Origin of the sequence: Variovorax fucosicus (assembly GCF_030316825.1) — a bacterium.
GTDB lineage: Bacteria > Pseudomonadota > Gammaproteobacteria > Burkholderiales > Burkholderiaceae_C > Variovorax > Variovorax fucosicus.
Map to the genome: position 1 here is coordinate 337909 of NZ_JASZYU010000005.1, position 25509 is coordinate 363417.

Consider the following 25509-nt stretch of genomic DNA (forward strand, 5'->3'; position numbering starts at 1 on the left):
ATAAGAACAAACGTTCGACATGCGAACAATGTGATGCGGCGATTTGTTCAGTGGTTTCCCTCAATCCTCAATCCCGCAGGAGACAAATCCCATGATCGACAAGATCGCGCGCTCGGTCGCCGATGCCATGGCCGACATCCAGGACGGCTCGACCGTGCTGATCGGCGGCTTCGGCACCGCCGGCATTCCCAACGAACTGATCGACGGCCTGATCGAGCAGGGCGCCAAAGACCTCACGGTCGTCAACAACAACGCCGGCAACGCCGAAGTCGGCCTGGCCGCCCTGTTGAAGGCCGGGCGCGTGCGCAAGATCATCTGCAGCTTTCCGCGCCAGGCCGACAGCCAGGTGTTCGACGGCCTCTACCGCGCCGGCAAGCTCGAGCTCGAGCTGGTGCCGCAGGGCAACCTGGCCGAGCGCATCCGCGCTGCGGGCGCCGGCATCGGCGGCTTCTTCTGCCCCACGGGCTACGGCACGCAGCTCTCAGGCGACCGCGAAACGCGCGTCATCGGCGGCGTGCACTACGTGCTCGAGTACCCGATCCACGGCGACGTGGCGCTCATCAAGGCCGAGCGCGGCGACCGCTGGGGCAACCTGGTCTATCGCAAGGCTGCGCGCAACTTCGGCCCGGTGATGGCCATGGCCGCGAAGAAGACCATCGCGACCGTGCACGAGATTGCCGAGCTCGGCACGCTCGACCCCGAAACCATCGTGACCCCGGGCATCTTCGTGCACCAGGTCGTCCAGATCGATCGCGTGGCGACGCAAGCCGGCGGCTTCAAGAAGGCAGCATGACCATGAGCACTACAACCTACCAACGCCGCACCAAGGACCAGCTCGCCGCGCGCGTCGCGCAGGACATCTTCGACGGCGCCGTCGTCAACCTCGGCATCGGCCAGCCGACGCTGGTGGCCAACCATCTGCCGGCCGGCCGCGAGGTCATCCTGCAAAGCGAGAACGGCATCCTCGGCATGGGCCCGGCGCCGGCCGCGGGCGAGGAAGACTACGACCTCATCAACGCCGGCAAGCAGCCCGTCACCCTGCTGCCGGGCGGCTCGTTCTTTCACCATGCCGACAGCTTCGCGATGATGCGCGGCGGCCACCTCGACATCTGCGTGCTCGGCGCGTTCCAGGTGTCGGCCACGGGCGACCTGGCCAACTGGCACACCGGCGAGAAAGACGCGATCCCGGCCGTCGGCGGCGCGATGGACCTTGCCATCGGCGCCAAGCAGACCTGGGTGATGATGGACTTGCTGACCAAGCAGGGCGTGAGCAAGCTGGTCAAGCAATGCACCTATCCGCTGACCGGCATCGGCTGCGTCAAGCGCGTGTACTCCGACCTCGCTACGCTGGAGTGCACGCCCGACGGCCTCAGGCTGGTCGACAAGGTCGACGGCCTCGACCATGCCGAGCTCGAAAAGCTGGTGGGCCTGCCGATCGCCGCCTGAACAACTTCCACACGAGACAACACATGACGAACCAAGCTTTCATCTGCGACGCCATCCGCACCCCCTTCGGCCGCTACGGCGGCGCCCTCAGCAGCGTGCGCACCGACGACCTGGGCGCCGTGCCGCTCAAGGCGCTGATGGCGCGCAACCCCAAGGTCGACTGGCAGGCCGTCAGCGACGTGATCTACGGCTGCGCCAACCAGGCCGGCGAAGACAACCGCAACGTGGCGCGCATGTCGGCGCTGCTGGCCGGCCTGCCGCTCGAACTCGGCGGCTCCACCGTCAACCGCCTGTGCGGCTCCGGGCTGGACGCGGTCGGCACGGCCGCGCGCGCCATCAAGGCCGGCGAAGCGGGCCTGATGATCGCGGGCGGCGTCGAGAGCATGAGCCGCGCGCCCTTCGTGATGCCCAAGGCCGAGTCGGCCTTCAGCCGCGCCAACGCGGTGTACGACACCACCATCGGCTGGCGCTTCGTCAACAAGAAGATGAAGGAGCTCTACGGCGTCGACTCGATGCCCGAGACCGCCGAGAACGTCGCCACCGACCACAAGATCGAGCGCGAAGCGCAAGACCGCATGGCACTCGCCTCGCAGCAACGCGCCGTGGCCTCGCAGAAGTCCGGCTTTTTCGACGCCGAGATCACGCCCGTGACCGTGCCGCAGAAGAAGGGCGACGCCATCGTCGTCGGCAAGGACGAGCACCCGCGCGACACCACCCTCGAAGTGCTGGCCAAACTCAAGGGCGTGGTGCGGCCCGACGGCAGCGTGACGGCCGGCAACGCCAGCGGCGTGAACGACGGCGCCTGTGCGCTGTTGCTGGCCGACGAAGCGAGCGCTGCCAAATACGGGCTGACCCCGCGCGCCCGCGTGGTAGGCATGGCCACTGCCGGCGTGGCGCCGCGCGTGATGGGCATCGGCCCGGCGCCGGCAACGCTGAAGGTGCTGGCGCTCACCGGCATTTCGCTCGACCAGATCGACGTGATCGAACTCAACGAAGCCTTCGCGGCGCAAGGCCTCGCGGTGCTGCGCATGCTGGGCCTGAAGGACGACGACGCGCGCGTCAACATCAACGGCGGCGCCATCGCGCTCGGTCATCCCCTCGGCGCCAGCGGTGCACGTCTCGCAACCACGGCGGTGAACCAGCTGCACAAGCAGGGCGGGCGCTACGCCCTGTGCACCATGTGCATCGGCGTGGGGCAGGGCATTGCCGTGATCCTCGAGCGCGTCTGAGCGGCCCGGCTCACATCTCGAAATCAGCGGTGCGGACCCAGATCGGTTCGCGCTCGGTCTCGGCAAAGCGCGCCCAGGCCACCACGTTGATTGCCACGTGGTGTTCCTCGTAGGCCGCGACGGCTCTGGCGGGGCCGTCCGGGCCGTCGATCCTGGCCGCGAAGTGTGAATGCAGCGCATCCGCGGTGATGTACGCCGGAATCTCCCGCCCGCGCGCCGCAAGCGCGAAGGAGACGCCGTCTCCGAACCACTGGGCGCCGGCCGAGCCGCCGATGCGGTTGCCCTGCGCACTGCGCGCCAACGGGGCGGGCTCGAGCGCGCCCGGAACCGTTGCGGCGCTGGCCGGCTGCGAATCCGCAGGAAGGCTCGGCGGTTCCGGCAGGTCTTCCGCGTTGTAGAGACTTTTCCGGGAGAACTGCATCTCCACATCGGCGATGCGAACGAGATCGCCGTGCAGCAGATAGGTCGCAGCCACCGGCTCCCCGTTTACCGAGGTGCCGTTCGTGCTGTGCAGATCGCGAACGGCCACCACGTCCGCCCGGGAGACGAACATCGCGTGAGAATTGCTGACAGTGGGACGCTCCAGCACCAGATGGTTGCGCGGGCTGCGGCCGACCAGCGTCTCGCCCTCGCGCAGGCGCACGATCCGGACGACCCGGCCTTCCATCGACAAGATCAAGCTGGCCATGATTGCGTGTTTCGCTCACCGCGATGCTGGCACGGCGCAAGCTTCATGCCAACCGTTGACCGTCTGCGTCGCGCCACACCAGCGTCGCCGCCGTCAGGTCTTCCAGCGCCGTCCCCACGGCCTTGAACACCGTGCGTTCGCCGCCCGAGGTGCGGCCCTCGCGCTCGCCCCTGCACAGCTGCGCCAGCGTCGCCTGGACATCCGTGGCGGCGAGCGCGCCGGCTGCGATCGCGTCGAGCAGGTCGCCCGCCTTCAGCAGCGCTTCGTCGGTGTCGACGAACACGCGCGCGCCGTGGCCGAAGCAGGCCGGGTCGGCCTCCTTCATGGCGGGCGTGAAGCTGCCGATCAGGTCGAGGTGCGTGCCCGGCGTGAGCCACTCGCCGCGCACCAGCGGCGCGGTGGCCAGGGTGGCGCAGCTCACGATGTCGGCAGCGCGCACGGCCAGCGCCAAAGCGTCGGGTTGGTCGGCCACCGCATGCGCGTTCCAGCCGTCGGAACGCCATTCGGCCGCCAGCGCCCGCGCGCCTTCGGGCCGGTGGTTCCACACATGCACTTCGCGGATCGGGCGCACGCTCGCGTGTGCGGCGGGCAGCAGCTTCGCCACGCGGCCGGTGCCAAGCACCAGCAGGTTGGCCGCATCGTCGCGCGCCAGAAAAGATGCACCGAGCGCCGCGGCGGCGGCGGTGCGGTGCGCCGTGATCTCGTTGCCGTCCATCTGCGCCAGCGGCACGCCGGTCTGGGCGTCGTACAGCACGTAGGTCGCGTGCAGGCCAGGCAGGCCGCGTGCGCTGTTGCCTGGAAAGATGTTGATGGTCTTGATGCCCAGGTAGCCCGCGTCGCTCCAGGCCGGCATGATCAGCACCGTGCCGCGCCCTGCGCCTTCGCCGATGCTGTGCACATGGCGCGGCGGCACGGTGGCATCGCCGGCAAAGGCCTCGCGCAAAGCGGGCACCAGGCGCTCGAAGGTCAGTGCGGCGCGCGTGGCGGCGGCGTCGAAGGTTTTCATGGCGGCCGAGTATGGCGCGCCGGCCCGTGCCCTGTCTGTCAGTCTTTGCGCAGCAGCGAGGCCTGCGGCGGGGCGCCGTCCAACTGCTCGCGCAACGCGTCGCCGAACAGCTCGGCCAGGTGCGCGATCTCGGCGCGTTCGGCATGGGCCTCTTGCCAGCGCAGGAAGTAGCCGTGGCCGGTCGCGACCTCGAAATCGAAGGGCGCACAGAGCCGGCCGCTGTCGATGGCGGGTTGCCCGATCACGCGATCCCCGAGCGCGACGCCGTAGCCTTCCGCGGCCGCGGAGTTCGACAGGTCGAGCGTCTGGAAGTCCAGTCCCAGGGCGGGATCGATCTCGTGCAGTTGCGCGGCTTCGAGCCACTGGCGCCAGTCTTCGTGGTCGGTGCGCGCATGCAGCAGTACGCTGCGCGCCAGATCCTTCGGCCGTCGCAGCGCCTGCGCGCCCTGGGTGAGACGGGGCGAGCACACCGGCGTGAGACGCTCGGCGAACAGCAGCCGCTGGTGTGGAGCCGGGTCGTCGAGCCGGTCGTACACGATGCCGGCGTCGAAGCGATCATCGTCCAGGTGATGCGACATCGTGGTACTGACTGCGATGCGGAACCCGGGGTGCCGGCCCTGGAAGCGCATCAGCAGCGGCATGGCCCACAACATGGCGCAGGTGGGCACCATGAAGCGCAGCTCGGGCGCCTCCATGCGGCGTCGCAGCACGCGCGTGGTCTGGGCGATCTGGTCGAGCGCGGAGCGCGCCGTGCTGGCCAGCAGTTGGCCGGCGTCGGTCAGCACCAGCCCGCGCGCCTGGCGCAGGAACAGCGCCTGGCCGTAGAACTCCTCCAGTAGCAGCACCTGCCGGCTGACCGCACCCTGGGTGACGCACAACTCTTCGGCCGCCCGCGTGAAGCTGCCGGTGCGCGCCGCCACTGCAAAGCAGCGGAGCGCCGCCAGGGGTGGCAGCAGCCGGCTCGGCGAGACGGCATCGGGCCCGTTAGCGCCGGGCGCATGAGTGGTGGTCATGGGTCGATGAGATTTAATGGATTGTGCAGCCCAGGGGCCGCCCGTCCAATACGCCGATGCAATATGCACGCCACGCCGGCTCGCCGGCAACCCCCCGATGACCGCCGGCAGCCCCACGCCCGAGGGCGGCCTGCTCTGGGGCGGTCGCTTTGAAAGCGGCCCCGATGCGGCGCTGATGCGCCTGTCGACCTCGCCGCCGTCCTATTTCCGCCTCGCGCCACAAGACCTGCGCGGTTGCCGCGCCCATGCCCGTGAACTGGAGCGCGCCGGCCTGCTCGATGCGGGCGAAACGGTGCGCATGCTGTCGGCGCTGGACGAGGTCGAGGCCGACATCGCCACCGGCCGCTCCCAGCCGCAGCCGCGCGACGAGGATGTGCACACCTTCATCGAGCGCCTGTTGACCGAGCGCCTCGGGGCGCTCGGCGGCAAGCTGCGCGCCGGCCGCTCGCGCAACGACCAGACGGCCAACGACTTGCGCCTGTACCTGCGCGAACAGGCACGGGGCCTCGGGGCGATGGTGCTCGACGTGGTGAACGCACTGATCGCCCAGGCCGACCTGCACAAGACCACGCTGGCGCCGGGCTTCACCCACCTGCAGCCGGCGCAGCCGATCGTCTGGGGCCACCAGTTGCTCGCCCATGCGCAGGCGCTGAGCCGCGACGTGGACCGGCTGCACGACTGGGATTGGCGCTCGGCCCGCTCGCCGCTCGGCGCGGCCGCGCTGGCCGGCTCGGCCATCGCGATGCACCCGGAACTGGCGGCGCAGGAGATGGGCTACCTCGGCGCCTGCGACAACTCGATCGACGCGGTGGCCAGCCGCGATCACGTCAACGAGTTCCTGTTCGTCGCGGCGCAGATCGGCGTCGACCTGTCGCGCCTGTGCGAGGAAATCTGCCTCTGGTGCAGCCGGCAGTTCGGCTGGCTCAAGCTGGACGACGGCTTCTCGACCGGCTCTTCGATCATGCCGCAGAAGAAGAATCCGGACATCGCCGAGCTCACGCGCGGCATCTCCGGCCGGCTCATCGGCAACCTCACCGGTCTGCTCGCCACATGCAAGTCACTGCCCCTGGCGTACAACCGCGACCTCTTCGCCGACAAGCACGCGGTGTTCGACAGCATCGACGGCCTCACCCTGTGCCTGCCGGCGATGGCGGGCATGGTGCGCACCTGGCGCGCCGATACCGCGCGCATGCGCAGCCAGGCCGGCGAGGGTTTCACGCTCGCCACCGAAATCGCCGACTGGCTCGCGCGCCAGGGCACGCCGTTCGCGAGCGCGCACGAAGTGGCCGGTGCCGCCGTTCTGTACTGCGAGCGACGCGGCACGGAGCTCGAAGCGCTCACGGCCGATGACCTGGCCGCGATCGACGCGCGCCTCACGCCAGAACTGCTGCCGCACATCTCGCTCGAACGCGCGGTGGCCGCACGCAGCGCCTGGGGCGGCACGGCCCCCGGGCGCGTGGCCGAACAACTGGCGCGCCTGCAGGCCAAGGTCGCGGCGCAGAGGCATTGGGCCGAGGGCGGCAGCAACAGCAGCGCACCGGAGAACGCACCATGACGACGCCCGACGCATCGACCCTGCCGCGGGTGCGGCGCCATCACATCGGCCGCTGGCTCGCCGCCGCCGCGATCGTGCTGCTGCTGGGCCTGGTGGTGCGCGCCTTCGCGCTCGGGCAGATCAATTGGGCGGTGGTGGGCCGCTTCCTCACGGCGCAGTCCATCCTCACCGGCCTGGGCTTCACGCTGGTCATGACGGTGCTGGCGATGCTGGTGGGCATCGGCAGCGGCGTGCTGTTCGCGGTGATGAAGATGTCGCCCAACCCGGTGCTGCGCGGCGTGGCGGAGTTCTACATCTGGATCTTCCGCGGCACGCCGTTGCTGCTGCAGCTGCTGCTGTGGTTCAACCTCGCGCTCGTGTTCCCGACACTGGGGATTCCGGGCATTCCGGGCCTGTCGTGGCGCACGGTCGACGTGATGACGCCGTTCGTCGCCACCTTGCTCGGCCTGGGCCTGAACCAGGGCGCCTACACGGCCGAGGTGGTGCGCGGCGGCATCCTCTCGATCGACCTCGGGCAGACCGAGGCGGCCAAGGCGGTCGGCATGACGCGCCTCACCACGCTGCGCCGCATCGTGCTGCCACAGGCCATGCGCGTGATCATCCCGCCGATCGGCAACGAGGTGGTCAGCATGGTCAAGCTGACCTCGATGGCCAGCGTGATCCAGTACCCCGACATCCTGCGCAACGCCCAGACCGTCTACTACGCCAACGGCCTGGTGATCGAGCTGCTGCTGGTGGCGAGCTTCTGGTACCTCGGCGTGGTCACCCTGCTGAGCCTTGGGCAGATGGTGCTGGAGCGCCACTTTGCCAAGGGCCAGGTGCGGCGGCAGATCGCGGTGGCACCCGGCGCCGCCGCGGCGCCCAAGGTGGAAGGAGCCGGCGCATGAACGGCACCACCGCATCTCCCATGGTTCGCATCGCGGCCGTCAACAAGCATTTCGGCAACTACCACGCGCTGCGCGACATCGACCTCGAAGTGCGCGCCGGCGAGGTGCTCTGCATCATCGGACCCTCGGGCTCGGGCAAGAGCACGCTGCTGCGCTGCATCAACCAGCTCGACAGCATCGACGCCGGCGCGATCTGGGTCGATGGCGAACTCACCGGCCATCGCATCGTGGGCCAGACCCTGCACCCGCTGGACGACGCGCAGATCGCTGCGCAGCGCGGCAAGGTCGGCATGGTGTTCCAGCGTTTCAATCTGTTCGCCCACATGACGGTGCTGCAGAACGTGATCGAGGGCCCGGTCACGGTGCAGCGCCGTCCGCGTGAAGACGCGATCCGTCAGGCGCGCGAGTTGCTCGGCCGGGTGGGTCTGGCCGATCGGCAGAACCACTACCCGAGCGAACTGTCGGGCGGGCAGCAGCAGCGCGTGGCGATCGCGCGCGCACTCGCCATGGCGCCGCAACTCATGCTGTTCGACGAGCCCACCTCGGCGCTCGACCCCGAGCTGGTTGGCGAGGTGCTGGCCGTGATGCGCGACCTCGCCGCCAGCGGCATGACCATGGTGGTCGTGACGCACGAGCTCGGCTTCGCGCGCGAGGTGGCCGATCGCGTGGTGTTCATGGACGCCGGCGCGGTCGTCGAACAAGGCCTGGCTGCCGATGTGCTCACGGCGCCACAGCATCCGCGCACGCGCGATTTCATATCGGCGGTGATCAAGTGAGCACCGCCGCCTCGTCTCCCTCTTTCTACCCACCTGGAGTTGCCACCATGAAGAAGCTGTCACACGCACTGCCCGTCGCGCTCGCGCTGGCCGGTGTTGTCGCCACATCGGCGTTCGCCGTCGAAACACCGGCGCGCATCAAGAAGGCCGGCAAGCTCGTCATCGCCACGCAGCCCAACTACCCGCCGATCGCCTACAAGGATCCGGCGACGAACAAGCTCATGGGCTTCGACATCGAACTCGGCGAAGCCATCGCCAAGGAACTCGGCGTGCCGGCGGAATGGCAGGAGATCGGCTTCGCGCAGATGCTGCCTTCGCTCACCACCGGCCGCGTCGACATGGTCATGGCCGGCATGAGCGACCTGCCGGCACGGCGCGAGACGGTCGACTTCGTCGACTACCTGCGCACCGGCCCGCAGTTCTACACCTCGCCGGCCGGCGCGGCCGCCGGCATCAAGGCGCCGGCCGACCTGTGCGGCAAGAAGGTGGGCGCGAGCCGCTCGACCAACTGGCCGGCGCAGATCGCCGAGTGGAGCAAGGCCAACTGCGAAAGCAAGGGCAAGGCGGCCATTGCAGTCAGCGGCACCGAAGGGTCGGTCGACGCGCGTGCACAGCTCAAGACAGGCCGGCTCGACGCCGCGGTGCAGGGCAACGAGACGCTGCCGTACTTCCAGAAGGTGGAGCCGAACGCCTATGTGATCCTCGGCGAGGCCTTCGCCGAAAACCTGGCCGGCATCCCTTTCGCCAAGAGCGACACCGCCACGCGCGACGCGGTCAAGGCCGCGCTCGACGCGCTGCGCAAGAACGGCACCTACGCCGCGCTGCTCGCCAAGTACAGCCTGCCGCAGAACGCGCTGCCCGAGTTCGGGCTGAACAAGGGCCAATGACGCAATGACCACACCCGAGCGACTGGAAGCCCTGCGCAGGAAATACGAGAACGCCGGCGGCGGCGAGAGCGACGACCCGGTGTTCCGTGCTGTCGCCGACCAGCAGTTTTCCGAAGGCGATCGCCGCAAGTGGCCGTTCTCCGGCGCCGCCACCTTTCTTGGCGCCGACTATCGGCCCGACGCCCACACACAGGCCGGCTTCGGCGGGCTCGACTGCGCGCTGATCGGCGTGCCGATGGATCTGGGCGTGACCAACCGCGCCGGTGCGCGCCTCGGCCCGCGTGCGGTGCGCGGCGTGGAGCGCATCGGCCCGATCGAGCATGCGCTGAAGATCGCGCCGATGACCATGCTGAAAGTGGCCGACGTGGGCGACGTGCCGTTTCGCAGCCGCTTCAGTCTTGAGAGTTGTCACGAGGACATCGAGCAGTACTTCAATGGCATCGTGGATGCCGGCGTGATCCCGCTCGCCGTGGGCGGCGACCATTCGATCACGCTGTCGATCCTGCGCGCGCTGGGCCGCAAGCAGCCGGTGGGCCTGGTGCACATCGACGCGCATTGCGACACCGGCGGCGCCTACGAGGGCTCCAAGTTCCACCATGGCGGGCCGTTCCGCCAGGCGGTGCTCGACGGCGTGCTCGACGCCGAGCGCACCATCCAGATCGGCATCCGGGGCGGCGCCGAATACCTGTGGGAGTTCTCGGAAGACGCGGGCATGACGGTGCTGCATGCCGAGGATGTGATGCGCATGGGCACCGACGCCGTGATCGCGCAGGCCCGCCAGGTCATTGGCGACGGGCCGATCTACGTGAGCTTCGACGTCGACGGCGTCGACCCGGGCTTCGCACCCGGTACCGGCACGCCCGAGGTGGGCGGTCTCACGCCGCGCGAGGTGCTTGCCATCCTGCGCGGCCTGCGCGGTTGCCCGATCGTCGGGGCCGACGTGGTCGAGGTGGCGCCCCAGTACGACGCCACCACCAACACGGCACAGATCGGCGCGCAGGTGCTGTTCCTGGAGCTGTGCCTGGTGGCGGAATCGCTGCGGCTGCAGCGCGGCCGCGCCGGCTGACGCGCGCAGGCACCGGCAAACCACGGCGGGGTGATCAGGCGGGCACGCCGGCCAGCTGCGTCCACTGCAGCCCGTGCTTGCCCAGGTACTTGCGCAGCCGGTCGGCGTCGTTCAGCACGCTGCGCTGGGTGCGCGATGCGTGGAACAACCGGCGGCCGGCATCCGACAGCGTGCGCGACTGCCGGCACACGCGCACGACGGCCTCGAGTTGCAGCCGATCGAACAGGTCGAGCGCCGCCGCGCGCTCGGGGCCGAGCAGGGCGGAGAGGTCGACATCGTCGCTGCCCCCTGGCTGCGGTGCCGTGCGCTTCCACAACCAGCGCAGGCGCGCAATCTCGGCCTCGGCCAGTTCCACGGTGATGCGTCCGCCGTCGGCCAGCGTCGCGAGCCGCGTCACGCTGGCCGACAGGTCGCGGAAATTGCCGCTCCAGAGTGCGTCGGCGCTCTGCGCAAAGTGCAGATACCGTACGCGCGCCTCGGCGTTGAAGCGCACCACGCGGTTGTTCTCGCTCGCGTAGAGCGTCAGCAAATGATCGAGGTTGGGGTCGATGTCTTCAGGCCGCTGCGCGAGGCCGGGCAGGTCGTAGGTCCAGAGGTTGATGCGGGCAAACAGGTCTTCGCGAAAACGCCCGGCCGCCACCTCGTGGCGCAGGTCGCGGTTGCTGCCCGCGATGAGCTGGAAGTCGCTCGTGACCTCGCGGTCGGCGCCCATCGGGAAGAAGCGCTTCTCTTCGATGGCCTTCAAGAGCATTGCCTGCTCGTCCAACCCCAACTCGCCGATCTCGTCGAGGAACAGCACGCCCTCGTGCGCGCTGCGCAGCAGGCCGGCGCGTTCGGCTGCGGCGCCGGTGAAGGCGCCCTTCTTGTGGCCGAACAACGTGGACGCCGCACCGTCGCCGCGCAGCGTGGCGCAGTTGACTTCGACAAAAGCGCCGGTCGTCACCTGGTGGCGTGCCTTCTTGAGTTCGAACATGCGCCGCGCCAGGAACGACTTGCCGGCGCCGGTCGGCCCCACCAGCAGGATCGGCGCGCGCGAGCGCACGGCCACGCGCTCGATTTCGTCGATGAGCGTGTTGAAGCGCGCATTGCGCGTGGCAATGCCGCTCTTGAGGAACGACACCGCATCGCGCTGCTCGGCCTCGAAGCGCCGCGCGATCACGTCGTAGCGCGACAGGTCGAGGTCGATCAGCGCCACGCTACCCGCCTCGCCCGGGCGCTGCCGCTTCGGCGGTGCGGTCTGCGCGAGCACGCCGGGAATGAAGCGCGACTCGGCCAGCAGGAACATGCAGATCTGCGCGACGTGCGTGCCGGTGGTGATGTGCGTCCAGTACTGTTCGCGCTCGGTGTCGAAGGGGTAGGCGCGCGCCCAGTCGTAGAGCCGCGCATAGACCTCGCCGAAATCCCAGGGGTCGGCGATGGAGAGCTCGACCAGGTTCACCACGGTCTCGGGCGACACGCTTGCGATGTCGGCCCTGACCACTTCGGCCAGCGCGAGGTGGTTGCGCGTGTGGATCAGCTCCAGGCGGGAGACGACCTGGTCTTCGTGCTGAACCAGCGACACCGTCGGCCGCCACTTCGCCCATCGGCCCGCGCCGCGACCCGAGTCGAGCTGTGTGCCGAGGAAGCCGATGACGACAGTGGGTTTCATGCTTGGATGGATAAATAACTAGCCAGCATTCTAGAAAAATCAAATCTATTCGACAGCCAAGTTTGCGGAATTCAGAAAAAGCCTCACAAAATCAACAGCTTGGAGCGCCTCTGCCTTCTCGCTGCGCGCTGGCACACTCCTCGCAATACCAAGGCAAGCGCCGTGTGGCGTGAGTCGGGGGAGGGCACAGTCGGTGCCTTCCCCGAACGACCCGGAGACCCAGAAAAATGAACGACGAGAACAACAACTACGACCTGCACGAAGTCGCCAACGGCGTTCCCGTGAAGATGTGGACGCGCGGCGTGCCGGTGGAAGACGAGGCGAAGCAGCAGCTTGAAAACGCCGCGCGCCTGCCCATCGTGTTCAAGCACATCGCGGCCATGCCCGACGTGCATTACGGCATCGGTGCGACCGTGGGCTCGGTGATCCCGACCTTCAAGGCCATCATCCCGGCCGCGGTGGGCGTGGACATCGGTTGCGGAATGATGGCCTGCAAGACCACGCTCAACGCGCGCGACCTGCCCGACAACCTGGGCCCGCTGCGTTCGGCGATCGAGAAGGCTGTGCCGCACGGATCGAACCCCAAGCGCATGGGCCGCGACAAGGGCTCGTGGGAAACGCCGCCCGACGAAACCGATGCAGCCTGGGCCCTGCTGGTTCATGAATTCGATGCAATCTGCGAGGACTACCCGCGCATCAAGAACACGAACAACCACAAGCACCTGGGAACGCTGGGTACCGGCAACCACTTCATCGAGGTGTGCCTCGACGAGGCGGATGCCGTGTGGTTCATGCTGCATTCGGGCTCGCGTGGCGTGGGCAACGCCATCGGCACGCACTTCATCGAACTCGCGAAGAAGGATGCCGAGCTGCACCAGCGCAACCTGCCCGATCAGGACCTGGCGTACTTCGAGGAAGGCGCCAAGTATTTCGGTGACTACGTGCGCGCGGTGGGCTGGGCGCAGAAGTTCGCGCGTGCGAATCGCGAAGTGATGATGCAGCGCGTGGTCGCGGCCGCGCGCAAGGTCATCACCAAGCCTTTCGAGGCGCATGTGGAAGCGGTGAACTGCCACCACAACTACGTGAGCCGCGAACTGCACTTCGGCGAAGACGTGCTCATCACCCGCAAGGGCGCGGTGAGCGCCAAGCTCGGCGAACTCGGGATCATCCCCGGCAGCATGGGTGCCAAGAGCTACATCGTGCGCGGCAAGGGCAACCCCGAGAGCTTCATGAGCTGCAGCCACGGTGCGGGCCGCAAGATGAGCCGCACCAAGGCCAAGAAGCTCTACACCGTAGCCGACCAGATCGCCGCGACCGAAGGCGTCGAATGCCGCAAGGACGCCGACGTGATCGACGAGATCCCGATGGCCTACAAGGACATCGACGCGGTGATGGCAGCGCAGAAAGACCTGGTGGAGGTGGTCTACACGCTCAAGCAGGTGGTGTGTGTGAAGGGGTGACAGGATGATCGCAAGAATCGAAAAGAGCCTGGAGCTCGCTGATTGGATAGCTTTGAAGTTCGACGGCATGTCTATCGTCGCGGACGGAAAGAGCGAGCTTTCGGCAACGTGCTATTACGTCGTATGGCAACACCAGGCAGCAGTGCCTCGCTTGTACCGCGAGGGGTTGATCGCGCCGGCCACTGCCCTGCTTCGCTGCGCGTGGGAGGCATTCACTCGTGGCATGTGGCTGAGCCGCGCCGCCACCATCGAGCAACGGGCGACCTTTCGTTCTGGCGGAAAGCTGCCCGGTCACAAGGCATTGCTGGCAAGTCTGGAGAAAGTCGACGATTTCAATACTCCACTGCTTACGGACTTCCACGATAGGCACTTTGACGAGCTTTGCGACCTCACACACACAGGCATCACACAGCTGTCGCAGCATTGGTGTGGCGATGAGATACGTGCCGAGCAGGAAATCATGCAACTCGAAAGCGTGCTTGCTCTCGTCGACACGCTTGCTCTATGTGCGCTGGCGCAAGCGGCCGTGCTGGCGGGAGATCAGCCAAAGGCGCATGAAGCAATGGAGCGTCTTTCGATCGAAATTTCCCAAACCGAAGCGCAATCAGTCTCCCCTGACAATCGGGCTGCCGCGCAGGCAGCGCCGTAGAAAGAAGCAATAACGAAGGGAGAAGCAGTATGAATACATGGTCTTTCTCAGACACCTGGAAGCGCTTCGGGCTCGGCGGGCCACAGCCGCAGGCCCTGCCCTCGCTCGCCTTTGAGGAGCTCGAAGGAATCGCTTCGTTCCATGATGGCTTTCAGCGGGAGGCGGCCGTGCGCGAGATGGCACGGCGCGGCGACCCGCGGGCCATCAGCCCATTGCTTGCGCGCATTGGCGACTGGGTTCCCCAAGTGCGGCTCGCGGCGCAGCAGGCACTTGCAATGTTTCTGCGCGATGAGTTGGTGCATGCCTGGGTGCACGCTCTGACGCAAGTCATGGCCGTCTATCGCGTGCGGCGCACGAGCCTGGATGCGCTCGTCGCCGAGATCGAGCGGTACTTTCTGCGCCCAGGCAATCTGGAAGTGTTGCTGGAGGGTGCGTCGGGCAGCGGCCCCGAAGTCAAACGCTGGGTCGCCAGGCTCCAGTTCAAGCGACCATTGGATGAACAGGCGCTGTTCCAGTTGCTGCGGCAGTGCGTGTTCGATGAAGATGCCGAGGTGGCACTGGAAGCGCTGAGGAATGCCGATCGGTTGCCGGCGGTACTTCGACACCATGTGCGGGGTGCAGCATGCGCGTCGCGCTTTCCCCGGGTGAGGCTCGCCGCGATGCGCGCAGACCTCGAGGCACCGCTGGCATCGACGGCGAGTCTCGTTCGTTGCCTGTGCCTGGATCGCAGTGCCGTTGTGCGTGCCGCAGCGGTCGCGGCGTCGAAAGACGATCAACCCCTGCTGAAGGCGCAGGCGCTCGCCGTCCTGGCGTCGCCATCGGACGACGCGCGTCGAACGGACGCTGCGCTGCATGTGCTTCAGCTCCTGCGCGCACCGGAAACCGCGGCCTGGTGTCGACATCTCTGCGCTTCGCCTTCCTCGACGCTGCGGCGCCGCGCGTTCGTGGGTTTGCTGGCGATGGCCGCACCGGGCGAGCGCGATGCGCTGCTGCTCGAAATCCTGGGAGATGCCACCGCGAAGGTCAGGCGAATCGCCGTCGAACATGTGTCGAGTGGGGGTGGCGTGCCAGACGTTCGGATACTGTCGGACTGGGCGCTGACGAGGCCGGCGCTCACCTCGGACATGCTGGGCATCCTGGCACGCCTGTCGCCGTGGGACTGCCTCATTGTCCTGCTGGAGTTGCTGGGACGTGATGCCGAGCCGTCGATGCGCGGCATTCAGGTCGTGCGTCGGGTTGACGAATGGGCCGTTCACATGACCCGGATGTATGTGCTACCGCGCGCTGACCAGCGTGATCGCGTGGCCCTGCTCTGGTCGATACACCACGGACGACTGCCGCAGTCCGCGCTGGCTCAGCGCGTCGAACAGCATCTGAAAGCATTCGCCGTGTTGTGAAGGCTTGCTGGCAGAAGAGATCCATCAAAGAACATGCTCACATTCACTTTCCTCGGCACCTCTTCCGGCGTGCCCACGCGGCACCGCAACGTGTCGGGCTTGGCCGTGCAGTCGGCGGCGGGGGCGGGCTGGTTACTGGTTGATGTGGGTGAGGGGACGCAGCAGCGGCTGTTGCAGACGCGGCTTTCGTTGCACGACCTCGAAGCCATCTGCATAACGCATGTGCATGGCGACCACTGCTACGGCTTGCCGGGGCTGCTGGCGAGCGCCGGCATGGCCGGCCGCAAGCGACCCCTCACGCTGATCGCGCCACGGCCCGTGTGGGACTGGCTTGCGGCCACGCGCGCCTGCACCGACCTGCATCTGCCGTATGAGGTCGCGCACGTCGACGTAGCGGCCGCTCCGTCGCCGGTGTGGACGGCGTCGGGTCTTCGGGTGGACGCGCACGCGCTGCGGCACCGCGTGCCGAGCTACGCCTACCGCGTGGAGACGGTAGCGCAGCGCATCCAGCTCGACGTCAACGCGCTGCACGCCGCCGGGCTGCCGCCCGGCCCGATGTGGAAGGCGCTGCAGAGCGGCGAAGACGTGAGCTGTGATGGCCGCGTGCTGCACAGTGCAGCGTTTACGACACGCACCACGCAGCGAGCGTGCGCCGTGATCGGTGGCGACAATGCCGAGCCTGCGCTGCTGCGGGAAGCCTGCGAGGGCGCGCAGTTGCTGGTGCACGAAGCCACCTACACGCAGTCCATCCTCGACAAGGTCGGCCCGGGCCCGATGCACAGCGCTGCCGGACAGGTCGCGACCTTTGCTCAATCGGCCGGTCTGCCGAACCTCGTGCTCACCCACTTCAGCGCGCGGTATCAGGCTGCGGCGGGGTTGGCCGAACTGGAGGCCGAAGCGCGCGCGCAGTACACCACCGGAGCACTCTGGCTGGCCAATGACCTCGATGTGTTCGAGCTCGACGCCGCTGGCGTGCTGAGCCGCCGAACCCTGACGCAGCGGGTCGCTGCGACCCCATTTCATCCATGACCGAACACAAGAGAGAACTCCGCCGTTCTGCCCACCCGATCGACCCTGCGGGGCGCGAACAGATCATGGCTTCGCTCGCGCACATTGAGCGGCGCTACGGCGTAACCGTGCGGCTTGCCTGCGAGTCCGGTAGCTGTGGCGCCGACCCGGTGCTGCGATTCGACGACGGGGCGTTGGTGTGATCGAACTCGACGGCGCCGAAGGCGAAGGCGGCGGCCAGATCCTGCGCACGGGCCTCGCACTGTCGATGGTCACCGGCCAGCCGCTGCGTATCGAGTGCATCCGCGCGAAGCGCCCCAAGCCCGGCTTGATGCGCCAGCACCTGGCTTGCGTGAATGCGGCCGCCGAGGTGAGCGGTGCGCAGGTCGAAGGTGCCGAGCTCGGCGCGCAGACGCTGACCTTCGCGCCCGGCCCGGTGCGCGCGGGCAACTACCGCTTTGCCATCGCGAGCGCCGGAAGCTGCCTGCTGGTGCTGCAGACGGTGCTGCCGGCGCTGCTGTTGGCTGACGGGCCGAGCCGCGTGCAACTGGCCGGCGGCACGCACAACCCGATGGCGCCGCCGTTCCACTTTCTGGAGCGCGCCTATGCGCCGCTGGTGCAGCGCATGGGCGCACGGCTGCAACTCACGCTGCGCCGCTGCGGCTTCTACCCGGCGGGTGGCGGCGAGGTCGAGGCCGTCATCAGCCCGGCCGATGGGGCGCTGCAGCCTTTCGCGCTGCTCGCGCGCGGCGCAGCGCAATCGGCGTTTGCCGAATGCTTGGCGCCGGGCCTGGCGCGCGGCATCGCGCGGCGCGAGCTCGAAACGCTCGGCCAGGCGATGGGTTGGTCGGGCGAGCAGCTTCGCAGCGGCGAGCAGCGCCAGAACGAAGGGCCGGGCAATGCGCTGCTGGCCACGCTGGCCTATGCGCAGGTCACCGAGGTGTTCTGCGCGCTCGGCGAGCGCGGCGTGAGTGCCGAGGAAGTGGCGCGCCGGCTGGTGAAGGAAGTGCGTGCCTACCAGGCCAGTGATGCGGCCGTCGGGCCGCACCTGGCCGATCAGCTTGCGTTGCTGCTCGCATTGGCCGTATGGCAATCGGGGCAACCGGCGTCGTTCAGCTGCAGCGAGATGACCGAGCACACGCGCACCAACTGCGCCGTGATCGAGCGCTTTCTGCCGGTGCGCTTCGGGCTCGCGCAGGGTGCGGCATCGTCTGTCGTCGAGATCCATCGAATCCCGCAAGAATGAGGGGATGAACCCCTCCGAACCCCTGCAGGTCGATGTCGCCATCGTCGGCACCGGCCAGGCCGCGCCGAGCCTCGCGGTTGCGCTCGCGGCCGATGGCGAAACCGTGGCGTTGATCGAGGGCCATCTGGTCGGCGGCACCTGCGTCAATACCGGCTGCACACCCACCAAGACCCTGCGCAAGAGCGCGCGCGTGGCACACATGGCGCGGCGCGCGGCGGAGTTCGGCGTGCGGCTGGGTTCGGTGGAGATCGACTTCGCAGCCGCCATGGCGCGCATGCAGGCGCGCGCCGACAGTGCGCGCAGCGGGCTCGAGGAGTGGTTGGCCGGCCAGGCGCGCCTGCACCTGATCCGCGGCTGGGGGCGTTTCAACGGCGTCCACGAAGCGGGCGGGTTCAGCCTGCAGGCCGGTGACCAGCAGATCGTGGCGCGGCGCGTTTATCTCAACACCGGCACGCGGCCGGTCGTGCCTTCCATCCACGGCCTGGACACAGTTCCGTTCCTGGACAACGTGTCGCTGCTGCAACTGCGCAGCCTGCCGCGGCATCTGGTGATTCTCGGCGGCAGCTACATCGGACTGGAGATGGGGCAGATCTTTCGCCGGCTCGGCAGCCAGGTCAGCATCGTCGAGACCGGGCCGCGCATCACGGGGCGTGAGGATGCAGACGTATCCGAAGCCATCCGCCTGATGCTCGCGGACGAGGGCATTGCGATCCATTGCGGGCAGCCGGTCGATTCGGTGGCGCCGACCGGCAGCGGCGGCGAAGGCGTGCGCCTGCGCGTCGGCGGCCGGGACATCGAAGGCTCGCACCTGCTGGTGGCCACGGGGCGCCAGCCGAACACCGAGCGTCTCGATCTTGAGAAGGTCGGCGTCAAGGTCGATGGACGCGACTATGTGCCGACCGACGGGCAGTTGCGCACCAACGTGCCGGGCATCTGGGCGCTGGGCGATATCAACAAGCGCGGCGCGTTCACGCACACGAGCTACCACGACCACGAGATCGTGCTGGCCAACCACCGCCGCGAGAAGCAGGGCAGTGGCGCCGCACTGCGCAGTGCTGACGACCGCACCATGGCCTACGCGATGTTCACCGACCCGCCGCTGGGCCGTGTCGGTATCGGCGAGGCCGAGGCGCGCGCGCTGGTGGCGAAGGGCCGCAAAGTCCTGATGGCCACGCATGCGATGGCGGATGTGAGTCGCGCGAAGGAGGAGAGCGAGACCACGGGCCTGATCAAGCTGCTGGTCGATGGCGGCGATGGCCGCTTTCTGGGTGCCGCCGTCTTCGGCATCCAGGGCGACGAGGTCATCCAGGTGATCAGCAACTTCATGGCAACCGGTGCGAGCTACCAGGTGCTCAAGGATGCGTTGCCGGTGCACCCGACGGTCGCGGAGTTTCTGCCGACCGTGCTCGGCAAGCTGAAACCGCTCGAAGCCTGATCTGGGGGGGGCGCGCTGGCGGCAGTCGTATCTCGCTGGCGCTTCGTGTTCGACGTTTTTGGGTGGGCCGATGGCGGCGGGTGGCCCCTTCCGCGAATGTCCCCCGGCCTGCGGCCTCCTCCTTTATTTCGCTGCAGGGGCCACCCACCACCAGCGGCCAGGGCACGCTCGTGGTGCTACTCAGCGTGCCTCGCCGCCCTGAGCCCGCCCCGGAACCTCAGCGCTCAGGTCAACACTGGACGCAAGACCGCAGGAGCCGCGTCAGGCCAGCGGCGTGGCGTTGGCATAGAGCCGCAGCAGCAACGCACGCAGTGTCTTCACTTCGGCCACGCTGAAATCCGACAGCGCCACGGCCTCGTAGTGCTGGGCCAGCGGAATGATCTCCTGCGTGAGGTCGAGGCCGAGCGGAGTCAGCGCAATGCGTACCGCGCGGCCGTCGCTGCCGCATTTTTCGCGCTGCACCAGATCCGCTGCCGCCAGCCGATCCACGATGCGCGACAGCGCCGAAATATCGGCCGACGCATGCACCGAGAGTTCCGAGAGCGTCTGGTTCGGCGTGTGCTGCAGCGAGGCACACACGCGCCATTCCGACAGGCTCAAACCGTACGGCTTCAGCGCCTTCGAGAACGCATTGCCCATGCGCGCGCCGGCGCGCGCCACCAGGAACGGAATCGCCTTCTCGAGGTCGTGATCTTGGACTAGGGTTTTCATCTAGAAATGCTTGCTAATTCAAGTATATAGTCCGCCGACTTGTTTGATTTGTCAAATAAAAAGGAGACCTTCATGGATCGTATGAGCTTTCGCCGGTCGCTGCTTGCACTGGCGGTATCGATGGTCGTGGCGGTGCCGGGTGCGCATGCGCAGGGCGCGGCCGTCAAGTGGCCGGGCCAGCCGGTGCGCTTCGTGGTGCCATTCCCGGCCGGGTCTGCCCCCGACGTGCTGATTCGCTTCGTCGGCGTCAAGCTCACCGAGAAGTGGGGCCAGTCGGTGATCGTCGACAACAAGCCCGGCGGCAGCGGCGTGATCGGCATGAACACGATCCTGACCGCGCCGAACGACGGCACCACCTTCGGCTTCGTGCAGGGCTCCGCGATCTCGGTCGCGCCCAGCACCATCAAGGGCGTGACCTACGACTTCAACCGCGACTTCGTGCCGGTCACGCTGGCGGCCGTGGCGCCGTTCATGCTCGCGGTGCCGGGCGATTCGCCCTACAAGACGCTGGCCGAATTCATCGCTGCCGCCAAGGCCAGGCCGCAAGGCATCGAGGTGGCCGACAACGGCCGCGGCACGGCGCCGCACCTGGCTTCGGCGCTGCTTGGCCTCAATTCGGGCGCGCAGTTCCTCGAGGTGCATTACCCGGGCGGCGCGCAGGCGATGCAGGCCACGCTGGGTGGCCAGACCAAGATGATGGTCGAGACCTACAACGTGGTCGCGGGCAACGTGCAGGCCGGCAAGATGCGCGTGCTGGCCTCGATGAGCGACCGCGTCGAGCCCGGGCTCGAATCCTTCCCGCTGGCAAAGAACACGGTGCCGGGTGCGGTGGCGTTCGGCTGGTTCGCGGTGATCGCGAAGAAGGGTGTCGACCCGGCCATCCTCGCCAAGCTCAACAAGGACATCGGCGAGGCGCTGCTGCTGCCCGACGTGGTCGCCAAGTCGCGCGAGCTCGGCACCTACCCGCGGCCCGGTACGCCGGAACAACTCGCCAAATACATCGACGACGACCGCAAGACCTGGCAGGGCGTGCTCGACAAGCTGAACATCAAACCGGAATAAGACTTCATGAAAAACAAGATCGCACTCGAAGAGCACTTCGCCATCGACCTGACCATCGGCGACTCGCAGGTGTACGCGCGGCCCGAGGTATGGGCGGGCCTCAAGAGCAACCTGCTCGACTTCGAGCAGCAGCGGCTCGAGCAGATGGACGCCTGGGGCACCGAGTTCTCGATCCTCTCGCTCAACTCGCCGGCGGTGCAGGCCATTCCCGATGCGAAGCGCGCCATCGAGGTGGCGCAGCGCGCCAACGACATCCTGGCCGAGCAGGTGAAGCGGCACCCCGCGCGCTTCGGCGGCTTCGCGGCGCTGCCGATGCAGGATCCCGATGCCGCCGCGAAGGAACTGGAGCGCTGCGTGAAGCAGCTGGGCTTCCACGGCTTCCTCGTCAACGGCTTCTCGCAGGTCGGCGACGAGAACACCGTCGTCTACTACGACGACCCTCGCTTCGCCGACTTCTGGAAGACTGCCGCAGCGCTCGGCAAGCCGTTCTATATGCACCCGCGCGACCCGCTCGCGAGCCGCGAACCGATCTACGACGGCGCCCACTGGCTCACCGGGCCGACCTGGGCGTTCGCGGTGGAAACCAGCATCCACGCGCTGCGGCTCCTGTCGAGCGGCCTGTTCGACCGGCACCCCGAACTGCAGATGATCCTCGGCCACTTCGGCGAAGGCCTGCCGTTCAACATCTGGCGCGTCGACCACATCCTGCGCAAGGGCCGCCGCGGCATGCCCTGCGAAAAGGAGATCGGCGACTACCTGCGCAGCAACGTGCACATCACCACCAGCGGCAACTTCCGCACGCCGACGCTGCTGTCGACCATGCTCGAGGTGGGCAGCGACCGGATCATGTACTCGGTCGACTACCCGTTCGAGAAGCACGAGGACGCCGCCCGCTGGTTCGACCGCTGCGAGATCAGCGAGAACGACCGCCAGAAGATCGGGCGCGGCAACGCGCGCAAGCTGTTTGGTCTGCCATGAGCGCCGTACAGGACAAGCGTCCCGTGCTTGTCGCGGGTGGTGGCATCGGCGGCCTGGCCGCGGCGCTGGCCCTCGTGCGCGAGGGCTACAACGTCAAGGTGATCGAGCAGTCGGCGCAGATCGGCGAGATCGGCGCCGGCATCCAGCTCAGCCCCAACGCCTTCGCGGCCTGCGATGCGCTGGGTGTCGGTGCCAACCTGCGCGCCAAGGCGGTCTACACCGAAGAGATGGTCATGTTCGACGCGATCGATGCGAAGCGCGTGGCCAGCATCTCGCTCGGCGACGGCTTTCGCGAGCGCTTCGGCAACCCCTATGCGGTGATCCATCGCGCCGACATCCATGGCGCGCTGTTCGAGGGTGTGCAGGCGACCACCGAGGGCATCGAGTTCCTGACCTCCACCAAGATCGTCCACGTCGAGCAGGACGACAACGGCGTGACGCTCACCGATGCGAAGGGCGGCCAGCACGAGGGCCAGGCCGTGATCGGCTGCGACGGCGTGCGCTCGGCGGTGCGCCAGCAGTACGTGGGCGACAGCATCCGCGTGTCGGGCCACGTGGTGTTCCGCGCGGTGATCGACACGACGGAGTTCCCCGAGGCGCTGCGCTTCACCGCACCCTGCATCTGGGTCGGGCCCAACTGCCACCTGGTGCACTACCCGCTGAAGGGCGGCGACAAGTTCAACCTGGCCGTGACCTTCCACAGCGACCACGCGGAAGAGTGGGGCTCGATGGACGGCGATCCGGCCGAGGTGCAGCGCTACTTCCGCGCGACCTGCGAGCAGGTGCAGCAGATCCTGCGCATCCCCAAGGCCTGGAAGCGCTGGTCGACGGCCGACCGCGACCCGATCGAGCAATGGACCTTCGGCCGCGCGACCCTGCTCGGCGACGCCGCGCACCCGATGGTGCAGTACCTGGCGCAGGGCGCCTGCACCGCCTGCGAAGACGCCGTCACGCTGGCGCGTGCCCTGCGCCATGAAGGCGGCGACTGGCCACGCGCCCTCGCGCTCTACGAGAAGTCGCGCGTGGCCCGCACCGCCCGCGTGGTGCTGTCGGCGCGCGAGATGGGGCGCATCTACCACGCCAAGGGCGTGGAGCGGCTGGTGCGCAACGACATGTGGAAGGGCCGCGAGCAGGAGCGCTTCTACGACGCGCTCGACTGGCTCTACGGCTGGACGGCCGAAAAGTGCCTGGCACTGGATTGACCGGCGCGGCATGAAGCGGTTCGTCTACGTCGCGCAGCCGGCCCGCGTGGTGTTCGGTGCGGGTTCGCTCGCGCAGCTCGGCGCCGAGATCGAGGCGCTGGGCGCCAAGCGCGCGCTGGTGCTCAGCACGCCCGGGCAGCGCGCGCTGGCCGAGCGCGTGGCCGGCCTGCTCGGTGCGCGCGCGGCCGGCGTGTTCGACCGGGCCGTGATGCATGTGCCGATCGAAACCGCGCGCGAGGCGCGGGAGGTGGCGCGCCAGCTCGGTGCCGATTGCGCCGTGGCGGTGGGCGGTGGCTCGACCACCGGCCTTGGCAAGGCGATCGCGCTCGATTCGGGCCTGCCGATCGTGGCCATCCCGACCACCTACGCCGGCAGCGAGATGACGCCGATCTACGGCCTCACCGAAGGCGGCCTGAAGAAGACCGGCCGCGACGCGCGCGTGCTGCCGAAGACGGTGCTGTACGACCCGGAACTCACGCTCGGCCTGCCGCTGCGAACGAGCGTCACCAGCGGCATCAATGCCATCGCGCACGCTGCCGAGGGGCTCTATGCAATGGACGCGAATCCGGTCATGAGCCTCATGGCCCGGGAGGGCATTCGCGCCATCGCCCGCTCGCTGCCGGCCCTCCAATCGAAGGCGGACGACATCGATGCGCGCAGCGACGCGCTCTACGGCGCATGGCTCTGCGGCACGGTGCTCGGCAATGTCGGCATGGCGCTGCACCACAAGCTGTGCCACACGCTGGGCGGCAGCTTCAATTTGCCGCATGCCGAAACCCACACCATCGTGCTGCCCCATGCACTGGCCTACAACGCGTCGGCCGCACCCGAGGCGATGCGCGCGATCGCGCAGGCGCTCGGTGCATCGCCCGGCACGAGCGCCGCGCAGGCCGCCTTCGACCTGGCTCGCGACCATGGCGCACCCACTGCGCTGCGCGACATCGGCTTGCAGGCGGCGGACATCGAGCCCGCGCTCGCCATCGCGCTGCAAACGCCATACCCCAACCCGCGGCCGCTCGAGCGCGAGGCACTGCACGCCCTGCTGCGCGACGCCTTCGAAGGCGTGCGCCCGCAATGACCCACGAGAGCACGAACCCATGCGCAACCTGAACCAGCACACCATCACGCCCGAGGCGATCGAACGCTTCGCCAACACGCCCGACCCACGCCTGAAGCAGATCATGACCAGCCTGGTCACGCACCTGCACGACTTTGCGCGCGAGGTGAAGCTCACCGAGGCCGAGTGGGCGCAGGGCATTGCCTTTCTCACGGCCACTGGCCAGAAGTGCGACGACAAGCGGCAGGAGTTCATCCTGCTGAGCGACGTGCTGGGCCTCTCGATGCTGACCGTGGCCATGAACAACGACAAGCCCGCAGGCTGCACCGAGGCCACCGTGTTCGGCCCGTTCTTCGTGGAAGGCGCACCGCACTACGAGCACGGCGACGACGTGGCCAACGGCGCGAGCGGTGAACCGTGCGAGGTGCGTTGCACGGTGCGCGGCATCGGCGGCGAGCCGATCGCGGGCGCGGTGATCGACGTGTGGCAGGCCGACTCGGGCGGCCACTACGACGTGCAGCATGCGGGCCTCGACCACCCGCAGGGCCGCGGGACGCTGCGCTCGGGCGCGGACGGGGGCTTCCACTTCAAGACCATCGTGGCCGAGGCGTATCCGATCCCGACCGACGGGCCGGTGGGCGCGCTGCTCGAAGCCACCGCCCGCCATCCGTGGCGGCCGGCGCACCTGCACTTCAAGATCGAGGCCGCCGGCTACGAGCCGCTCATCACCCACGTGTTCCGCGACGGCGACCAGTGGCTGGATTCCGATGCCGTGTTCGGCGTGCGCCAGTCGCTGGTGGCGGACTGGGTGGCGCAGGCCGACGGCACGCACCGGCTCGACTACGACTTCGTGCTGAATCGATCCAGGCCCAGAGGGAGCTGAAGGCGCTGCCGCCTGGCGCCGCGCGGCGCCGGAGATTCAGGCCGTAGCACGCACCAAATCGGGCGACCGTGCGCCCCGACCGCGCCAAACGCGATCGCGCCCGACTGCGCGCGATCGGTTTCGGTGCGAAACCATCCCAATACCGCCTCGCAGGCCGCATTGCGAGTGGCACGGATATTGCTGCATCTCATCGAGTGATCCGTCGGCATCGTTGCCGCGG

25 protein-coding genes are annotated in these 25509 nt (G+C 68.1%); 20 read left to right on the forward strand and 5 right to left on the reverse strand.

The window, feature by feature from the left end:
* Positions 1 to 91 precede the first annotated feature (91 nt).
* Genes QTI05_RS26675 through pcaF form a run of 3 tightly spaced genes read left to right on the forward strand, consistent with a single transcriptional unit; the run spans position 92 to position 2675 of the window.
* Complete coding sequence (locus QTI05_RS26675) at positions 92 to 793, forward strand: 3-oxoacid CoA-transferase subunit A (protein ID WP_286539364.1); 702 nt, start codon at positions 92 to 94, stop codon at positions 791 to 793.
* Complete coding sequence (locus QTI05_RS26680; protein ID WP_286539362.1) at positions 790 to 1446, forward strand: 3-oxoacid CoA-transferase subunit B; 657 nt, start codon at positions 790 to 792, stop codon at positions 1444 to 1446. The genes QTI05_RS26675 and QTI05_RS26680 overlap by 4 nt, the downstream gene beginning before the upstream one ends.
* 23 nt (positions 1447 to 1469) lie before the next feature.
* The gene (pcaF, locus tag QTI05_RS26685; protein ID WP_286621489.1) at positions 1470 to 2675 is read left to right on the forward strand and encodes a 3-oxoadipyl-CoA thiolase; all 1206 of its coding nucleotides are present in this window, start codon (positions 1470 to 1472) and stop codon (positions 2673 to 2675) included.
* Positions 2676 to 2685: 10 nt separating this feature from the next.
* Here pcaF and QTI05_RS26690 read toward each other — a convergent pair whose 3' ends face one another.
* From QTI05_RS26690 to QTI05_RS26700, 3 genes are read right to left on the reverse strand one after another with little or no spacing between them, the layout of a single operon-like run.
* The gene (locus QTI05_RS26690; protein ID WP_286621491.1) at positions 2686 to 3363 is read right to left on the reverse strand and encodes an FHA domain-containing protein; all 678 of its coding nucleotides are present in this window, start codon (positions 3361 to 3363) and stop codon (positions 2686 to 2688) included.
* 43 nt (positions 3364 to 3406) lie between these two features.
* On the reverse strand, positions 3407 to 4369 hold the full coding sequence (gene lhpI / locus QTI05_RS26695; RefSeq protein WP_286621494.1) for a bifunctional Delta(1)-pyrroline-2-carboxylate/Delta(1)-piperideine-2-carboxylate reductase: 963 nt from the start codon (positions 4367 to 4369) through the stop codon (positions 3407 to 3409).
* Between the two features lie 38 nt (positions 4370 to 4407).
* Positions 4408 to 5382 (reverse strand): LysR substrate-binding domain-containing protein, encoded by a 975-nt coding sequence (locus QTI05_RS26700; protein ID WP_286621495.1) that lies wholly within the window; start codon positions 5380 to 5382, stop codon positions 4408 to 4410.
* A gap of 97 nt (positions 5383 to 5479) precedes the next feature.
* Here QTI05_RS26700 and argH point away from each other — a divergent pair, with 97 nt between their 5' ends.
* From argH to speB, 5 genes are read left to right on the forward strand one after another with little or no spacing between them, the layout of a single operon-like run.
* Positions 5480 to 6937, forward strand: a complete 1458-nt coding sequence (gene argH / locus QTI05_RS26705) for an argininosuccinate lyase (RefSeq protein WP_286621498.1) — start codon at positions 5480 to 5482, stop codon at positions 6935 to 6937.
* Positions 6934 to 7824 carry an amino acid ABC transporter permease gene (locus QTI05_RS26710; RefSeq protein WP_286621500.1) on the forward strand — a complete coding sequence of 297 codons (891 nt, stop codon included), beginning with the start codon at positions 6934 to 6936 and terminating at the stop codon, positions 7822 to 7824. The genes argH and QTI05_RS26710 overlap by 4 nt, the downstream gene beginning before the upstream one ends.
* Entirely contained in the window at positions 7821 to 8600 is a 780-nt protein-coding gene (locus tag QTI05_RS26715; RefSeq protein WP_286621502.1) for an amino acid ABC transporter ATP-binding protein, read from the forward strand. Before QTI05_RS26710 ends, QTI05_RS26715 begins: the two co-directional genes overlap by 4 nt.
* A 47-nt stretch (positions 8601 to 8647) precedes the next feature.
* Positions 8648 to 9487 carry an ABC transporter substrate-binding protein gene (locus tag QTI05_RS26720; protein WP_286621503.1) on the forward strand — a complete coding sequence of 280 codons (840 nt, stop codon included), beginning with the start codon at positions 8648 to 8650 and terminating at the stop codon, positions 9485 to 9487.
* A 4-nt stretch (positions 9488 to 9491) separates the two neighbouring features.
* Positions 9492 to 10553: an agmatinase gene (speB, locus tag QTI05_RS26725; protein ID WP_286539350.1), complete on the forward strand. Its 1062-nt coding sequence runs from the start codon at positions 9492 to 9494 to the stop codon at positions 10551 to 10553.
* A 34-nt stretch (positions 10554 to 10587) separates the two neighbouring features.
* On the opposite strand, the gene rtcR is transcribed toward speB, so the two are convergent.
* Positions 10588 to 12201 (reverse strand): RNA repair transcriptional activator RtcR, encoded by a 1614-nt coding sequence (rtcR, locus tag QTI05_RS26730; protein WP_286621504.1) that lies wholly within the window; start codon positions 12199 to 12201, stop codon positions 10588 to 10590.
* 227 nt (positions 12202 to 12428) lie between these two features.
* Here rtcR and QTI05_RS26735 point away from each other — a divergent pair, with 227 nt between their 5' ends.
* Genes QTI05_RS26735 through QTI05_RS26765 form a run of 7 tightly spaced genes read left to right on the forward strand, consistent with a single transcriptional unit; the run spans position 12429 to position 19396 of the window.
* The gene (locus QTI05_RS26735) at positions 12429 to 13661 is read left to right on the forward strand and encodes an RtcB family protein (protein WP_286621505.1); all 1233 of its coding nucleotides are present in this window, start codon (positions 12429 to 12431) and stop codon (positions 13659 to 13661) included.
* A gap of 4 nt (positions 13662 to 13665) precedes the next feature.
* The gene (locus QTI05_RS26740; protein WP_286621506.1) at positions 13666 to 14310 is read left to right on the forward strand and encodes a DUF6988 family protein; all 645 of its coding nucleotides are present in this window, start codon (positions 13666 to 13668) and stop codon (positions 14308 to 14310) included.
* Between the two features lie 29 nt (positions 14311 to 14339).
* A complete protein-coding gene (locus QTI05_RS26745; RefSeq protein ID WP_286621508.1) occupies positions 14340 to 15707 on the forward strand; it encodes a hypothetical protein in 1368 nt (455 codons plus the stop codon).
* A gap of 33 nt (positions 15708 to 15740) precedes the next feature.
* Positions 15741 to 16736, forward strand: a complete 996-nt coding sequence (locus QTI05_RS26750; protein ID WP_286621511.1) for a ribonuclease Z — start codon at positions 15741 to 15743, stop codon at positions 16734 to 16736.
* Positions 16733 to 16918: a hypothetical protein gene (locus QTI05_RS26755; protein ID WP_444812969.1), complete on the forward strand. Its 186-nt coding sequence runs from the start codon at positions 16733 to 16735 to the stop codon at positions 16916 to 16918. The genes QTI05_RS26750 and QTI05_RS26755 overlap by 4 nt, the downstream gene beginning before the upstream one ends.
* On the forward strand, positions 16915 to 17961 hold the full coding sequence (rtcA, locus tag QTI05_RS26760; protein WP_286621512.1) for an RNA 3'-terminal phosphate cyclase: 1047 nt from the start codon (positions 16915 to 16917) through the stop codon (positions 17959 to 17961). The genes QTI05_RS26755 and rtcA overlap by 4 nt, the downstream gene beginning before the upstream one ends.
* 4 nt (positions 17962 to 17965) lie before the next feature.
* On the forward strand, positions 17966 to 19396 hold the full coding sequence (locus QTI05_RS26765; RefSeq protein WP_286621514.1) for a mercuric reductase: 1431 nt from the start codon (positions 17966 to 17968) through the stop codon (positions 19394 to 19396).
* 261 nt (positions 19397 to 19657) lie between these two features.
* On the opposite strand, the gene QTI05_RS26770 is transcribed toward QTI05_RS26765, so the two are convergent.
* A complete protein-coding gene (locus QTI05_RS26770) occupies positions 19658 to 20107 on the reverse strand; it encodes a MarR family winged helix-turn-helix transcriptional regulator (RefSeq protein WP_286539343.1) in 450 nt (149 codons plus the stop codon).
* Between the two features lie 72 nt (positions 20108 to 20179).
* Here QTI05_RS26770 and QTI05_RS26775 point away from each other — a divergent pair, with 72 nt between their 5' ends.
* Genes QTI05_RS26775 through QTI05_RS26795 form a run of 5 tightly spaced genes read left to right on the forward strand, consistent with a single transcriptional unit; the run spans position 20180 to position 25289 of the window.
* Positions 20180 to 21169: a Bug family tripartite tricarboxylate transporter substrate binding protein gene (locus QTI05_RS26775; protein WP_286621517.1), complete on the forward strand. Its 990-nt coding sequence runs from the start codon at positions 20180 to 20182 to the stop codon at positions 21167 to 21169.
* A 6-nt stretch (positions 21170 to 21175) separates the two neighbouring features.
* Complete coding sequence (locus QTI05_RS26780) at positions 21176 to 22147, forward strand: amidohydrolase family protein (RefSeq protein WP_286539340.1); 972 nt, start codon at positions 21176 to 21178, stop codon at positions 22145 to 22147.
* Complete coding sequence (locus QTI05_RS26785) at positions 22144 to 23349, forward strand: 3-hydroxybenzoate 6-monooxygenase (protein WP_286621519.1); 1206 nt, start codon at positions 22144 to 22146, stop codon at positions 23347 to 23349. Before QTI05_RS26780 ends, QTI05_RS26785 begins: the two co-directional genes overlap by 4 nt.
* A 10-nt stretch (positions 23350 to 23359) precedes the next feature.
* Positions 23360 to 24427 carry a maleylacetate reductase gene (locus QTI05_RS26790; RefSeq protein ID WP_286621521.1) on the forward strand — a complete coding sequence of 356 codons (1068 nt, stop codon included), beginning with the start codon at positions 23360 to 23362 and terminating at the stop codon, positions 24425 to 24427.
* 19 nt (positions 24428 to 24446) lie between these two features.
* A complete protein-coding gene (locus QTI05_RS26795; RefSeq protein WP_286621522.1) occupies positions 24447 to 25289 on the forward strand; it encodes an intradiol ring-cleavage dioxygenase in 843 nt (280 codons plus the stop codon).
* The last annotated feature ends 220 nt before the right edge of the window (positions 25290 to 25509 follow it).

What these genes read in the sequence shown, in the direction of transcription:
- lhpI (WP_286621494.1), bottom strand. Translation starts at nt 4,369, where the DNA reads ATGAAAACCTTCGACGCCGCCGCCACGCGCGCCGCACTGACCTTCGAG.
- QTI05_RS26715 (WP_286621502.1), top strand. Translation starts at nt 7,821, where the DNA reads ATGAACGGCACCACCGCATCTCCCATGGTTCGCATCGCGGCCGTCAAC.
- rtcR (WP_286621504.1), bottom strand. Translation starts at nt 12,201, where the DNA reads ATGAAACCCACTGTCGTCATCGGCTTCCTCGGCACACAGCTCGACTCG.
- QTI05_RS26735 (WP_286621505.1), top strand. Translation starts at nt 12,429, where the DNA reads ATGAACGACGAGAACAACAACTACGACCTGCACGAAGTCGCCAACGGC.
- QTI05_RS26710 (WP_286621500.1), top strand. Translation starts at nt 6,934, where the DNA reads ATGACGACGCCCGACGCATCGACCCTGCCGCGGGTGCGGCGCCATCAC.
- QTI05_RS26795 (WP_286621522.1), top strand. Translation starts at nt 24,447, where the DNA reads ATGCGCAACCTGAACCAGCACACCATCACGCCCGAGGCGATCGAACGC.
- QTI05_RS26745 (WP_286621508.1), top strand. Translation starts at nt 14,340, where the DNA reads ATGAATACATGGTCTTTCTCAGACACCTGGAAGCGCTTCGGGCTCGGC.
- QTI05_RS26785 (WP_286621519.1), top strand. Translation starts at nt 22,144, where the DNA reads ATGAGCGCCGTACAGGACAAGCGTCCCGTGCTTGTCGCGGGTGGTGGC.
- QTI05_RS26770 (WP_286539343.1), bottom strand. Translation starts at nt 20,107, where the DNA reads ATGAAAACCCTAGTCCAAGATCACGACCTCGAGAAGGCGATTCCGTTC.
- QTI05_RS26700 (WP_286621495.1), bottom strand. Translation starts at nt 5,382, where the DNA reads ATGACCACCACTCATGCGCCCGGCGCTAACGGGCCCGATGCCGTCTCG.
- QTI05_RS26720 (WP_286621503.1), top strand. Translation starts at nt 8,648, where the DNA reads ATGAAGAAGCTGTCACACGCACTGCCCGTCGCGCTCGCGCTGGCCGGT.
- pcaF (WP_286621489.1), top strand. Translation starts at nt 1,470, where the DNA reads ATGACGAACCAAGCTTTCATCTGCGACGCCATCCGCACCCCCTTCGGC.
- QTI05_RS26780 (WP_286539340.1), top strand. Translation starts at nt 21,176, where the DNA reads ATGAAAAACAAGATCGCACTCGAAGAGCACTTCGCCATCGACCTGACC.
- QTI05_RS26750 (WP_286621511.1), top strand. Translation starts at nt 15,741, where the DNA reads ATGCTCACATTCACTTTCCTCGGCACCTCTTCCGGCGTGCCCACGCGG.
- QTI05_RS26790 (WP_286621521.1), top strand. Translation starts at nt 23,360, where the DNA reads ATGAAGCGGTTCGTCTACGTCGCGCAGCCGGCCCGCGTGGTGTTCGGT.
- argH (WP_286621498.1), top strand. Translation starts at nt 5,480, where the DNA reads ATGACCGCCGGCAGCCCCACGCCCGAGGGCGGCCTGCTCTGGGGCGGT.
- QTI05_RS26765 (WP_286621514.1), top strand. Translation starts at nt 17,966, where the DNA reads ATGAACCCCTCCGAACCCCTGCAGGTCGATGTCGCCATCGTCGGCACC.
- speB (WP_286539350.1), top strand. Translation starts at nt 9,492, where the DNA reads ATGACCACACCCGAGCGACTGGAAGCCCTGCGCAGGAAATACGAGAAC.
- QTI05_RS26680 (WP_286539362.1), top strand. Translation starts at nt 790, where the DNA reads ATGACCATGAGCACTACAACCTACCAACGCCGCACCAAGGACCAGCTC.
- QTI05_RS26775 (WP_286621517.1), top strand. Translation starts at nt 20,180, where the DNA reads ATGGATCGTATGAGCTTTCGCCGGTCGCTGCTTGCACTGGCGGTATCG.
- QTI05_RS26740 (WP_286621506.1), top strand. Translation starts at nt 13,666, where the DNA reads ATGATCGCAAGAATCGAAAAGAGCCTGGAGCTCGCTGATTGGATAGCT.
- QTI05_RS26675 (WP_286539364.1), top strand. Translation starts at nt 92, where the DNA reads ATGATCGACAAGATCGCGCGCTCGGTCGCCGATGCCATGGCCGACATC.
- QTI05_RS26755 (WP_444812969.1), top strand. Translation starts at nt 16,733, where the DNA reads ATGACCGAACACAAGAGAGAACTCCGCCGTTCTGCCCACCCGATCGAC.
- QTI05_RS26690 (WP_286621491.1), bottom strand. Translation starts at nt 3,363, where the DNA reads ATGGCCAGCTTGATCTTGTCGATGGAAGGCCGGGTCGTCCGGATCGTG.